This window comes from Pseudomonas sp. NFACC10-1, assembly GCF_900119195.1.
Lineage (GTDB): Bacteria > Pseudomonadota > Gammaproteobacteria > Pseudomonadales > Pseudomonadaceae > Aquipseudomonas > Aquipseudomonas cerasi.
The window spans coordinates 416,391-429,382 of record NZ_FPJB01000006.1 but is presented as its reverse complement, the minus strand read 5'-3'; the positions used below and the strand labels follow the sequence as shown (position 1 = coordinate 429,382).

General features: G+C 59.8%; 6 protein-coding genes. 4 read left to right on the top strand and 2 right to left on the bottom strand.

Annotated elements, in window-relative coordinates; translation table 11 throughout:
- Positions 1-95: 95 nt before the first annotated feature.
- Both syrD and BT119_RS19060 read right to left on the bottom strand, forming a co-directional pair.
- Positions 96-1,796, bottom strand: coding sequence for a cyclic peptide syringomycin export ABC transporter SyrD (gene syrD / locus BT119_RS19065; RefSeq protein ID WP_003433908.1), 1,701 nt, complete (start codon positions 1,794-1,796; stop codon positions 96-98).
- Positions 1,797-1,876: 80 nt separating this feature from the next.
- A complete protein-coding gene (locus tag BT119_RS19060) occupies positions 1,877-2,938 on the bottom strand; it encodes a TauD/TfdA family dioxygenase (protein WP_003433909.1) in 1,062 nt (353 codons plus the stop codon).
- A 332-nt stretch (positions 2,939-3,270) separates the two neighbouring features.
- On the opposite strand from BT119_RS19060, the gene syrB1 reads away from it, so the two are divergent.
- From syrB1 to BT119_RS19040, 4 genes are all read left to right on the top strand, one after another.
- Positions 3,271-5,115 (top strand): syringomycin E biosynthesis L-threonine--[L-threonyl-carrier protein] ligase SyrB1, encoded by a 1,845-nt coding sequence (gene syrB1 / locus BT119_RS19055; RefSeq protein WP_072366648.1) that lies wholly within the window; start codon positions 3,271-3,273, stop codon positions 5,113-5,115.
- A gap of 17 nt (positions 5,116-5,132) precedes the next feature.
- A complete protein-coding gene (gene syrB2, locus BT119_RS19050; protein ID WP_072366646.1) occupies positions 5,133-6,065 on the top strand; it encodes a syringomycin E biosynthesis L-threonyl-[L-threonyl-carrier protein] 4-chlorinase SyrB2 in 933 nt (310 codons plus the stop codon).
- A gap of 72 nt (positions 6,066-6,137) precedes the next feature.
- Complete coding sequence (gene syrC / locus BT119_RS19045; RefSeq protein ID WP_060707777.1) at positions 6,138-7,349, top strand: syringomycin E biosynthesis aminoacyltransferase SyrC; 1,212 nt, start codon at positions 6,138-6,140, stop codon at positions 7,347-7,349.
- Positions 7,350-7,737: 388 nt separating this feature from the next.
- Positions 7,738-12,992, top strand: a 5,255-nt coding sequence (locus BT119_RS19040; protein ID WP_175550594.1) for a non-ribosomal peptide synthetase, incomplete at its 3' end; no start/stop codon positions are given.

Here is a 12,992-nt window from a genome sequence, read left to right as displayed (position 1 = left end):
CAGCGATAACCGGTAGTCGATTCGGAGCCCGGGACGAGCCTGCTTCATGCAGTTTTGTGAAGGACCATCCCTGGGAATTTGGACTGCGCTTGAGTTCAGGCGCGCTTGCCCTGGACCTCGCACTTCACGTCGGAGACGATGCAACCGTCGGCCAACTTGATGATGCGGTCGGCCAACTGGAAGTACTGATCGTCGTGAGTAATGATCAGGATCGTCTTGCCGCGACGTTTGAGGTCCGGCAGCAATTCCTCGTAAAAGAAACGCTTGAACGGCGGGTCCTGGTCGGCGGCCCACTCGTCCAGCAGGTAAATCGGACGGTCCTCCAGGTAGGCGCAAACCAGTGCCAGGCGTTTCTGCTGGCCGTACGACAAGTCCGTGGTGGTCGAGTAACCAAGTCCCTCGATCTTGACCTTTTCTTCCAGGCCCAAAGTCGACAGGTATTTCTGCGCCTGATCGGTGCTGGGATGTTCTTTCTCGTCAGGACCTATCAATCGGTTGAACACATGGAAGTCAGAGAACACCGCCGAGAACAGATCGCGATAGTTGCCGCGCGAGTCGTCTGTGACCGCCGTACCGTCGAGCAGTAGTTGACCCTCTTGCGGGATGTACAGGCCGCAAAACACTTTGGCCAGGGTGCTTTTGCCACAACCGTTGCCGCCGACGATGTAGACCAGTTCACCGGAGTGGATCGTCAGGTCGATAGGTCCCAAGGCAAAACCGGAACTGCTCTGCGGGTCCTTGTAGTTCATGTGTACGTTCTTCAGCTGGATACTGCCCCATGACTTCTTGTGATCGAGGAGCAGCACATTGTCGGCATCGCTGGTTTCCGGTTCTGGGTGCGGTTCGTTGATGGAGAATCCGAAATCCGCCAGGCGCGTGCAGGCAATACGTCCCTGGGCCAGCATCGGCATGGCGCTGACCAGCATTACCAGCGGGCCCATGATGTACAGCACCGCCAACACACTGGCACTCATGGTCCTGGCATCGATAACAGCGAACATCGGCGCAACGAACAGCAGGCAGCCGACCAGCAACGACAGGGTCAACTGGCCAACGTTTTCGGCGCCAGTGAACCAGAGCCGTTCAATGTAGTTGTACTTCGCGACCCGCACCGAAGACTCCTGGATCGCCGAGCGGCTGAACCAGCGGCGGCGAATACCGTTGAGTTTCAGTTCCTTGAGGCCGAACACCAGCGCGTGTGTGTATTCGTTGAAGGCCGTGAACTCGTCGCGCACCTTGTGGGTGAACTTCATGCCACCCATGAAAAACAGCATGTACATTGCAACGCCCAGCACCATCAGCGAGATGGTTATTGCAAACACCACCCAGGACAGGTAGGCCAGGTAGGCAATACCGAACAGGAACACCGCCGACTCCACCAGGATCGTTGGCATGACCAACAGCGTAGCGTTGAGTTGCGGCATATCACTGGTCAGCAGGGTCAGCACATTCGGCGCACCACGGCGGTCGATTTCCTCAAGCGGCGTGCCGAGGATCTTGCGGCACAGGGCAATGCGCATACGGGTCATGATGCGCATGCTGGCGTAGGCCGGAAACAGCGACGCACCGTTGCGGAAAACCAGGGCAACCAGGCTCAGGCCAACGAACCAGAACAACGACTCACGCTGAAAGGTCTCCTCGTGAATCGCCTGGTTGATCACATTGACCACGGCAATGGACGCAACGCCGCTGATGAGCCCGGTCAGCAGCGTAAAGAACGTCAGCCAGGGATGGCTGCTCCACAACAGACGCATGATCGAGCCTGGTCTGGCCTTCTTTTCTTGCTTGGTTTTCATTAGCTGCTGCCCTTGAATTCATTAGCCAGCGCGGGCGCCGGTGGTTGAAAGTCCTGGCTTGATAACGGGATGTCGGTCATTCAGGCCGGTTGCCAAACGTCGCCGCGAGCGGTCATTTCGCCCATGGCGACAACGATCAGCCGGGGTTCCTCATAAGGGTCACGGGCGTGTGCGGCAAGCATGTTGTCAAGCATCACCACATCACCCTTGCGCCAGTCGAAACGCACAGCGCAAGCCTCGTAGGCTTTACCGATCAAGGCCATCACCGAGTCCTCGATGGCTGAGCCGTCGCCATAGCTGACCAACCGTGGCAGGCGCTCGGGGCCGAACATGTCGAGCAGGTCCTCACGCAGTTCCTCGCCCATGCAATACGGGTGATGCAATTGCACCTGATTGAAGAAACAACGCTCGCCCGTGAAGGGATGGGTGATCACTGCCGGGCACTGGGTGCGCAGCTGCAGGGTGTCGCCGTCAAGCCACTCGAAGTCTGTACCTTGCTCGCGGCAACGCTGCTCGATAACGCTGCGTTCGGACGTGCCGAAGAACGATTCCCAGCTCGGCTCGACACCGGCGGTGAAGGTCCGGCTGTAAAGCAGACCTTTGCTCTCGAAGCGCTCGACCACCTCTTGCGGCAGGTACGCGAGCACTTGACGGATATCCGCCAGCGGCGTTGCTCCACCCACCCGCGATGGCTGCTCGCAAAAGAAAAATTGCTTGCGTGGCCAGCTTTCCAGGTGCGAACTCTCGTTGTGATAAAGGATCATCTCGCGCTCTGGATACGGCGTTGAGCGATAGACATTGCGCCCGCCTTCCTTTTTCGGAAGGTCGCCGTACGCGCCGTGCAGGCCAGGTGAAAGCGCCTCGGCAAAGCCTTCGAAGGCAGCGACCGAAGGCAGATCAAATCCCCGAAACAAGACCGCGCCGTGACGGCACAGCAGCGTCTCGATCGCTTCGCGCCGGGCGCTGGCCCACAGCACCGGATCCAGTCCGTCAACTGTTGGCTCGATCACCACAGGCAAACGGGTACCGGTAGCCAGCAAGGACAACCGCACCGACGGGTCAGCGGCCCTGTCAGGCCAGGTTGGCGCATCCGTTTGCTGTTCATCAGCGAAAACGGGCGCAGTGTTAGCTTGAAGACTCATGAACAAACTCCTGGACCTCAGCCCTTCACATCCACTTTTTGTATGGAGCCAGACCAGTACGCTCCGGCACCGCGCAAGAATAAAAACACTGATGGCCAGAGGCGTCTGTCACCGCAATCCGGGACATCGGTCGCGAAGAGTGTCGATGCGTACTGATCAGAATCGGCAGGCTTTGTCCCCATTTCCCTCGACAGACGCAGCCCGGCAGTCGGTGCTGAAATGCGCCAACTGCGGATCATGCCGGCCCATTGACGGATTCGTCAGGCCGCAGGGATGTCTCGATTGCAGCGGATTTGAACGCTGCGTCTGGTTATTACACAGGAGCCTTGGTCATGCCGATTACGAACACTGACGAATCGCTTAGCGCCGCGTCAGCCCCTCTCAAACCCGGTGCTTTCCTGCACGAGATATTCAGTGACAGGGCGCGACAATTTCCTGAGCGCACCGCCGTCAGCGATGCCGCCCGGACGTTGAGCTACGCACAGCTCGACGCGTTGTCGACAAAGCTGGCTGCACGCTTACGCGATGAAGGTGTGACCTATGGCACGCGTGTGGGCATGTACCTGCCGCGCAGCGTCGATCTGGTCACCAGCCTGCTGGGTATTCTCAAAGCCGGTGGCACCTATGTGCCGGTCGACCCGCAATACCCTGGCAAACGCGTCGAGCACATCGTGCGTGACAGCGAGCTGAGCCTGATCATCGGTGATGCCACCAACCTGCCGAAAATACCGTCGCTGCGCGTATTGGCACTCGACGAGTTACTGTCCGCGCCGGCGCTGCAATCGGCCGCTGAAGACACCCGTATCGACCCGAGTACTGCCACTGCCTACATCATCTACACCTCGGGTTCCACCGGTGAGCCCAAGGGCGTACAGGTTTCCCATGGCAACGTCAGTCGCCTGCTGGAAAGTACTCAACGCGTCTATGGCTTCAACGCCCAGGACGTCTGGTCGATGTTCCACTCCATCGGTTTCGACTTCTCGGTCTGGGAAATCTGGGGTGCCCTCGCCCATGGCGGCCAGGTGGCCGTTGTCCCGTATGACGTCTCGCGTTCTCCTGCCGCCCTGCGTCAATGGCTCGCCGATCAGCGCATCACCGTGCTCAGCCAGACGCCATCGGCTTTCCGTGGTCTTGATGAAGCCGATCGTGGCAACACTGCTTCTCTGGCGCTGCGCTATGTAGTGTTCGGTGGCGAAGCGTTGCCCGCCAGCGTGCTGCGTCCCTGGGTCGAGCGCCATGGCGACCAGAAGCCTGCGCTGATCAACATGTACGGCATCACCGAGGCCACCGTTCACACCACCTTCAAGCGAGTGTTGGCGCAGGATCTGGAAACAGCGGCCATGGTGTCTCTCGGCAAGCCGCTGGACGGCTGGCGCCTGCACCTGCTTGACGCGAGTCAGACTCCGGTCGCGGCAGGCACTACTGGCGAGTTGTACATCGAAGGCGCGGGCGTGGCTCAGGGCTACCTGAACCGTGAGGCGCTCAACGTCGAGCGCTTCATCGAGTTGCCCGGTGCTGTACGCGCCTACCGTACTGGCGACCTGATGACTCTGGAGGGTAATGGCGAATACCGTTACGCCGGTCGCTGCGACGAGCAATTGAAAATCAGCGGTTTCCGCATCGAGCCCGGCGAGATCGAAGCCTCTCTGCAAACCAGCCCGAGCGTGGCCGCTGCCCATGTTGGCGTACATGATTACGGCGATGGCGACCTGCGCCTGGTGGCTTACGTGGTGCCAGCCCAGGGCTTCGAAGCCTGGACCGAACAGGCCCGCAGCGAAGTTGCTGCATTGATGGCCGAAAATTTGCCAGAGTACATGCGTCCCTCGCTGTATGTGCCACTGGCAGAGCTGCCGGTGACCCCCCACGGCAAAATCGACAAGCAACAACTGCCCTCGCCAACCGCTGCCGCGACGACTTCACAAACGACTGACGTCAAAGGCCTCAGTGAACAGGAGCACTTCGTGCTCAAAGTCTGGAGCGAAGACCTGGGTCTGAAAAACATCGGTGTCAATGACGATTTCTTCGATTCCGGCGGCACTTCTCTGGCATTGATCCGCTCGCTGAGCAAGCTCAAGACACATTACAAAATCAACCTCGACCCCGGGATCCTGGCGGATGGCGCAACGGCCAAAGTCCTGGCCGACCACATCTCCCGTAGCCTTGTTCAAGCCCATTGACCGAAAAGGAAAAGCTCATGAGCAAAAAATTCGCTTTAACTGCGGAACAGCGTGCCTCGTTCGAGAAAAACGGCTTTATCGGTCCGTTTGACGCCTATTCGCCAGAAGAAATGAAGGAAACCTGGAAGCGCACCCGTCTGCGCCTGCTCGACCGTAGCGCTGCCGCCTATCAGGACCTGGACGCCATTTCCGGGGGTACCAACATCGCCAACTATGACCGCCATCTGGACGATGACTTTCTGGCCAGCCACATCTGTCGCCCGGAAATCTGCGATCGCGTCGAAAGTATCCTCGGCCCTAATGTGCTGTGCTGGCGCACCGAGTTCTTTCCCAAGTATCCGGGCGATGAAGGCACCGACTGGCATCAGGCCGATACGTTCGCCAATGCCTCCGGCAAGCCGCAGATCATCTGGCCGGAAAACGAAGAGTTCGGCGGCACCATCACCGTCTGGACGGCGTTCACCGACGCCAACATTGCCAATGGCTGCCTGCAGTTCATTCCTGGCACCCAGAACAGCATGAACTACGACGAAACCAAGCGCATGAGCTATGAACCCGACGCCAACAACTCGGTGGTCAAGGAAGGCGTGCGTCGCGGTTTCTTCGGTTACGACTATCGGCAGTTGCAGATCGATGAGAACTGGAAGCCCGACGAGGCCTCCGCTGTGCCCATGCAGATGAAAGCCGGGCAGTTCATCATTTTCTGGTCGACCCTGATGCATGCGTCCTATCCGCACAGCGGCGAATCACAGGAGATGCGCATGGGCTTTGCGTCACGCTACGTACCGTCGTTCGTGCACATCTATCCGGATTCGGACCACATCGAAGAGTACGGCGGCCGCATCAGCCTGGAGAAATACGGTGCGGTGCAGGTGATCGGTGACGAAACACCGGAATACAACCGCCTTGTGACTCACACCACACGCGGCAAGAAATTCGAAGCGGTCTGACCCACATACGTCAGACGACAGTAGCCTCGCGCAATGTGCCTGAAAAAAGCGCCCGACAAAGAGTGACGATCCATGACTATTTCCTCCGATGCAGCGATGCGTCTGTGCGAGACGGTGAGGATGCTCAGGCACCTTGCCCTCAATTTGCCCGATCCCGTGTGCCTGAGCTTTCTCGCCCGGGACGACGGTCCTCTGCCAGAGCCGGCGTGCTCCAGCGTGCGAGCCACCGAGCGGGCGATCAATGCGGCGTTTGCGCGCATTGGTGTGCGCACCCTCCAGTACTTGCATGGGGGCGAGGCACAACTGTCGTCGTTCGAATACCTTATAAGCCGCAAAATCTGCGAAGCGCTCGACTATACCTACGAGCACTTCGACGATGCTGAAGACGTCACCGCCTTCAATCGACTACTCAAGCATTTCGAATTCAGTGGTGCAGTGCCGCACATCGAGACACTGCACCTGACCACCCGTGACCATGCGCCTTTGCTGGTGCATGCCAGTACCAACCGCGAGCTGCCTCCTGTGGTTCTGGCATTACCCTGCGGCATTCCGTTCGATCTCTGCCGCGACTGGTTCAATGCCTTGAGCGAGCGGTTTTTTGTCGTGACCTGGGAGACCCGGGGGCTGTTCGGTGCCTGCGAGGCGTTCGACCAGATCGCGGTGGACACCGATGCTCAGGTTGCGGACATGATCAGCGTAATGAATCACTTCAGGTTATCCAACGCGCATCTGATGGGCATCTGCGGCGGCGCGGTCATCGCCCTGAGCGCCGCTGCAGCCCATGCCGACCGAGTCAACTCCCTGAGCCTGTGGCATGGGGATTACAACCTGGGCGATAACGACCTGCGCACCGCTCATCAGCAAAACTTCGAATGGCTGATGGAAAGCGCAGCTCAGGATCGCGGCGAGGCTGCTGACCTGCAAGCGATGTTCCTGGACCAGTCGACGCTGGCCACCACCCCCGAGTCCATTGCCCACGTGGTGCTTTACCCCTATGTCAATCCCGAGTTGTTCTATCGCTATGCGCGTTTGAATGACGCACTGAACAAGACCGAGCTGGCATCACGACTGGCGCGCATCAGCGCGCCAACTCTGGTCGTGGCTGGCGATGCCGATTCAACGACGCACATCGGTGGCTCACGGCATATCGCTGCGTCGATCAAGGACGCCACGCTGCACATAGAACACAACGGCAGCCACCTCGCGTTCTTTGTCTCCAGCCCGCAATCGAAACACACCGCCTTCAGCTTCCTGGACGAAGTTCTTCAGCCCGCTGTCGCCTGACAGTCGCGCGATACCTCGGCGAATAAAAGGGCGGGGGCTCAGGCCCCCGACTTCACTCTGCGCTGCGGCCTTGAGCGCGGCGGTAACCGGCTCACCTTCCAGGCGGCACACTGGCGCAGCACCAATCAACAACCTTCCCTTCACCACCCCGCTCCACAAGCCAGTCGAATCGGTCCGGGCCTTTATACCGAACAGTCTTGAATCATTGAACACCCAGCCCGGAAGCCCGCAGTTGTCCCAGCTTCCCACGACAGACATCCCCAAGGGGATGCTCTATTTTTTTTTCAATGTTTTTAGTCCTCCCTCCGACTGGCAGTCGTCCAGCCACATGCCGCGCCGCCCTTCGACCGGAGACGAGCCAATTGATTTCGCAAACAGGTGCTTTGAGATGAATTCGTTGATCGACAATCTGTGCACGCAAGAACAAGAACCCCTTTCGCTGGCTTCGGTTCAGCAAGGTATCTGGCTCGATCAGCTCACACACCCGCACCTGCCTTACTACAACATCGGCATGACTCTGGAGATCAAGGGCGAGATCGATATTGTGTTGTTCGAGAAAGCCATCCAGATGGTCATCGACAGCCATGACGCGTTGCGCCTGAGTTTCAGCCACGAGAGGGGCATGGGCGGCCAGCGTGTTCTGTCCGAGGCGCCGTTCAAGCTTGAAGTGACCGACTTGCCTGAGGTCGACGGCGACGCCGAGCATGCCATTGCGCATCTGCGCGAGTCCTTCCGCCAACCCTTTGAGTCAATGACCGGACAACTCTGGGAGTCGCGTCTGGTTCGTTGCGGTCCGCAACTTTATTACTGGTTCAATCGCTTGCACCACCTGGTCGCCGACGGTATCGGTGCAGTGCTGATCGCGCACGCCGTAAGCGATGCCTACTCAGGCTTGCTGGAAGGCAAGCAAACGCTTGCTGAGGGGCCTTCTTACCTCTCGTTCCTTGAAGAAGACAAGGCCTACATGACGTCTTCTCGCTACGAGCGTGATCGACTGTTCTGGGAGCAGACCTACGCCCAACTGCCGCCGGTTCTGCTGCAACGCAGAGCAGATTTCAAGGCAGGCGTAACCAACGGTCCAGCTCCCAGTGACCAGGTTCAAGCCATGTTGCCCCGCGCGCTTTACAACGCGCTTACGCAGTTTGCCAGCGAATGCAACCTGTCCGTGGCTCATGTACTGGTCGGAGTGATCAGCACCTATTTCTGCCGTACCGTAGGCGTCGATGAGATCGTTGTCGGAATGCCGGTGCATAACCGCACCAATGCTCGTCAGAAAGCCACCATCGGGATGTTTTCCTCGATCAGCCCGATTCGCGTGGGCTTCGATCCGCATGCAACGCTGGTCGACCTGATGAATAACATCGGTACGCAACTACGCCGCACTTACCGTCACCAGCGTTTCCCGATTGCCGAACTCAACCGTAGCCTGCGGCTGGCGCAAACCGGACGCCATCAGCTGTTCGATGTTTCACTGTCATTCGAAAGCTTCGATGGTGATGTCACGTTCGGCTGCGAAGACCCGGCGCGGGTGCTGATGCTGGACAACGGCTACGAACAGACGCCCATGGCGATCTTCGTACGCGATTACCATCCCTCTGAAGACATCCACCTGGACTTCAACTTCAACACGGCTTACTTCACCTTCGAGGAAGTTCAGCGCATACAGCAGCGCATTTTCGCCATGCTTGAAGCTGTGCTGAATCAACACGACAACCCTTTGGCACACTTCCCGCTGATGAGCCAAAACGAGCATCAGCAACTGGCAACTTTCAACCAAACCGCCCTCGCCTATCCTCGCGACATCCTGATTCACCAACTGATCGAACAACAGGCCGCCCAGCGTCCGGATGCCTGCGCCGTGCGCAGCGACAGCGGGCCGTTGCTCACTTACGCCGAACTCAACCAACAGGCCAACCAGCTCGCCCATCGCCTGATCGAACTGGGCGTGGAACCGGATACGCGGGTTGCGGTAAGCCTGCGTCGCGGTCCGGAAATGGTCGTGGCGCTGTTGGGTATTCTCAAGGCCGGTGGCGCCTACGTGCCGATCGATCCGGACCTGCCCAGCGCTCGCCAGACCTATATGCTCGAAGACAGCTCGCCAAGGGCGGTGCTGACCACTCAGGATCTGCACGACAACCTGCCGGCCCTGGACCTTCCGGTGCTGGTGCTCGATGACCGCGATGACAGTGCGCAATTGACCAGGCAGCCGAGCGTTAATCCGGATGCCAAGGCCCTGGGTTTGCAGCCAAATCACCTGGCCTATGTGCTGTACACCTCCGGTTCCACCGGCACGCCCAAAGGCGTGATGAACGAACACCTGGGTGTGGTCAACCGCCTGCTCTGGGCGCGCGACGCCTATCACGTGGACAGCAACGATCGGGTACTGCAAAAGACCCCGTTCGGCTTCGACGTGTCGGTCTGGGAGTTTTTCCTGCCGCTGCTGGCCGGTGCCGAACTGGTCATGGCCCGTCCCGGTGGCCATCAGGACCCTGACTATCTGGCGCAGGTCATGAGTGACGCGGGCATTACCCTGCTGCACTTTGTGCCCTCGATGCTCGATGTATTTCTGGAGCACCGCTCAACCCGCGACTTCCCGCAACTGCGCCGCGTACTGTGCAGCGGCGAGGCTTTACCTCGCGCGTTGCAGCGCCGCTTCGAGCAACAGCTCAAGGGTGTTGAACTGCACAACCTGTATGGCCCGACCGAAGCGGCCATCGACGTTACTGCGTGGGAATGCCGCCCGACGGATCCGGGCGAAAGCGTGCCCATCGGCCGTCCGATTGCCAATATTCAAATGCACGTGCTGGATGCGTCAGGTCACTTGCAACCGCTGGGCGTTGCCGGTGAACTGCACATTGGCGGCATCGGCGTGGCCAGGGGTTACCTGAACCAGCCAGAATTGAGTGCCGAGCGTTTCGTCGCTGACCCGTTTTCCAGCGACCCGCAGGCCCGCCTATACAAAACCGGCGACGTGGGCCGCTGGCTGGCCAATGGCGCGCTGGAATACCTGGGCCGTAATGACTTCCAGGTGAAGATCCGCGGCTTGCGTATCGAGATCGGCGAAATCGAGGCCGCTCTGGCTTTGTGCACCGGTGTGCGTGAAGTGGTAGTGGTTGCCCGCGCAGACGACCCGGCACAACCTGACAGCAAGCGTCTGGTGGCCTACCTGTGTGGCGAACCGGTCCCCGCCGAAAACCTGCGCAAAGAGTTGCTTGAACACCTGCCCGAATACATGATTCCCAGCGCTTTTGTGCAGCTGGACAGCCTGCCCTTGACGCCCAACGGCAAGCTGGATCGCAAGGCACTGCCTGCTCCGGATGCGCAATCGCTGATCAGCCGTGGTTACGAAGCGCCGCAAGGCGAAGTGGAAACGCTGCTGGCGTCGATCTGGGTCGACGTGCTCAAGGTTGAACAGGTGGGTCGTCATGATCACTTCTTCGAGCTGGGCGGCCACTCGCTGCTGGCGGTGAAATTGATCCAGCAAATGCGCGATGTCGGTCTGAGTGCCGATGTGCATGTGCTGTTCGGCCAGCCGACCGTGGCGGCGCTTGCCGCAGCAATCGATGGCGGCACGGACGTCGTGGTGCCGGCCAACCTGATTCCCGAACGTTGCGAACACATCACCCCTGATTTGCTGCCGCTGATCAGCCTCACTCAGGCGCAGATCGACCGCGTGGCGAAGGACGTGCCCGGCGGTGCTGCCAATGTGCAGGACATCTACCCGCTGGCACCGTTGCAGGCGGGGATTCTTTACCACCATATCAGTGCCGAACAGGGCGACCCCTATACCCTGAAAGCACTGTTTGGCGTGTCAGACCGGGCGCGGCTGGACGCTTTCAGCGGCGCTTTGCAATGCGTGATAAACCGCCACGATATCCTGCGCACCGCAGTGCTGTGGGAAGATCTTGATGAACCGGTGCAAGTGGTGCTGCGCCAGGCTGAACTGCAAGTCACCGAGTTGTTCCTCGACCCTGCAGACGGCCCGGTTGACGAGCAATTGCACCAGCGCTTCGACCCTCGGCATTACCGCCTTGATGTGCGTAACGCGCCATTGATGCGCATTGTCTATAGCCATGACCCGGTCAACGACCGCTGGCTGGCGATGCTGCTGTCCCATCACCTGGTCAGCGACGCCACTTCCCTGTCCGTGGTCCTGCATGAAATTCAGGCGCACCTGCTCGGTCAGGGCGATGCGTTGGCTGAGACGGTGCCGTATCGCAACTATGTCGCCCAGGCTCGCCTGGGGGGCCGTGATGCTCAGCACCAAGCGTTCTTCCGCGAGATGCTCGGCGACATCGTCGAGCCGACCCTGCCATTCGGTGTGCAGGATGTGCAGGACGGCGGCCGTGACCTCAAAGAGGCCAGCGTGCCCCTGGCCGCCGAGCTGAGCCTGCGTTTGCGGGCTCAGGCTCGACAGGCAGGCGTCAGCGTCGCGAGCCTGATGCACCTGGCCTGGGCGCGGGTGCTGGGCAATGTCTCGGCCTGTGAAAAAGTGGTGTTCGGCACGGTACTGCTGGGCCGTATGCAGGCCGGCGACGGTGCCGACCGTGCGTTGGGCATGTTTATCAATACCTTGCCGCTGCGCGTCGATATCGACGCGACGACAGTAGCCGAGGGATTGAAAACGACCCACGAGCGGCTGACATCCTTGCTGGGGCATGAGCATGCTCCGCTGGTGCTCGCCCAGCGTTGCAGCGGCGTGGCCGCACCGACGCCGCTATTCAGTGCATTGCTCAACTACCGGCACAGTGTCGTGGGCGATGTTTCGGCACAAGCTGCCGCCGCCTGGGAAGGGATCGAGTCTTTCGGCACCGAAGACAATACCAACTACCCGTTGACCCTGAACGTCGATGACCTGGGCGATGCTTTCACGCTCACTATTCAGGCCGTCCAGCAAATCAATGCCCAGCGCATCGGCGAGTACATGCAGGTTGCACTGCACAGCCTGGTGGAAGCGCTGGAACACACCCCGCATGCCGCGTTGAACAGCCTGCCGATACTGCCGGATGACGAGCGCGAGCTGTTGCTGGCGGGCTTCAATAATACCGCTCACCCTTATCCACGCGATGTGTTGATTCACCAACTGATCGAACACCAGGTCAACCAGCGTCCGGATGCCTGCGCCGTACGCGGCGACAGCGGACCGCTGCTCACCTACGCCGAACTCAACCAACAGGCCAACCAGCTCGCCCATCGCCTGATCGAACTGGGCGTGGAGCCGGATACGCGAGTTGCGGTCAGCCTGCGTCGCGGACCGGAAATGGTCGTGGCGCTGTTGGGTATTCTCAAGGCCGGTGGCGCCTACGTGCCGATCGATCCGGACCTGCCGAGCGCGCGTCAGGCCTATATGCTTGAGGACAGCTCGCCGCAGGCAGTGCTGACCACTCAGGATCTGCACGACAACCTGCCGGCCCTGGACCTTCCGGTGCTGGTGCTCGATGACCGCGATGACCTCGCGCAATTGACCAGGCAGCCGAGCGTTAATCCGGATGCCAAGGCCCTGGGTTTGCAGCCAAACCACCTGGCCTATGTGCTGTACACCTCCGGCTCCACCGGCACGCCCAAAGGCGTGATGAACGAACACCTGGGTGTGGTCAACCGCCTGCTCTGGGCGCGCGACGCCTATCACGTGGACAGCAACGA

Excerpts from the sequence above, each read along its gene's own strand:
- syrB2 (WP_072366646.1), top strand. The coding sequence starts at position 5,133 with ATGAGCAAAAAATTCGCTTTAACTGCGGAACAGCGTGCCTCGTTCGAG.
- syrC (WP_060707777.1), top strand. The coding sequence starts at position 6,138 with ATGACTATTTCCTCCGATGCAGCGATGCGTCTGTGCGAGACGGTGAGG.
- syrB1 (WP_072366648.1), top strand. The coding sequence starts at position 3,271 with ATGCCGATTACGAACACTGACGAATCGCTTAGCGCCGCGTCAGCCCCT.
- BT119_RS19060 (WP_003433909.1), bottom strand. The coding sequence starts at position 2,938 with ATGAGTCTTCAAGCTAACACTGCGCCCGTTTTCGCTGATGAACAGCAA.
- syrD (WP_003433908.1), bottom strand. The coding sequence starts at position 1,796 with ATGAAAACCAAGCAAGAAAAGAAGGCCAGACCAGGCTCGATCATGCGT.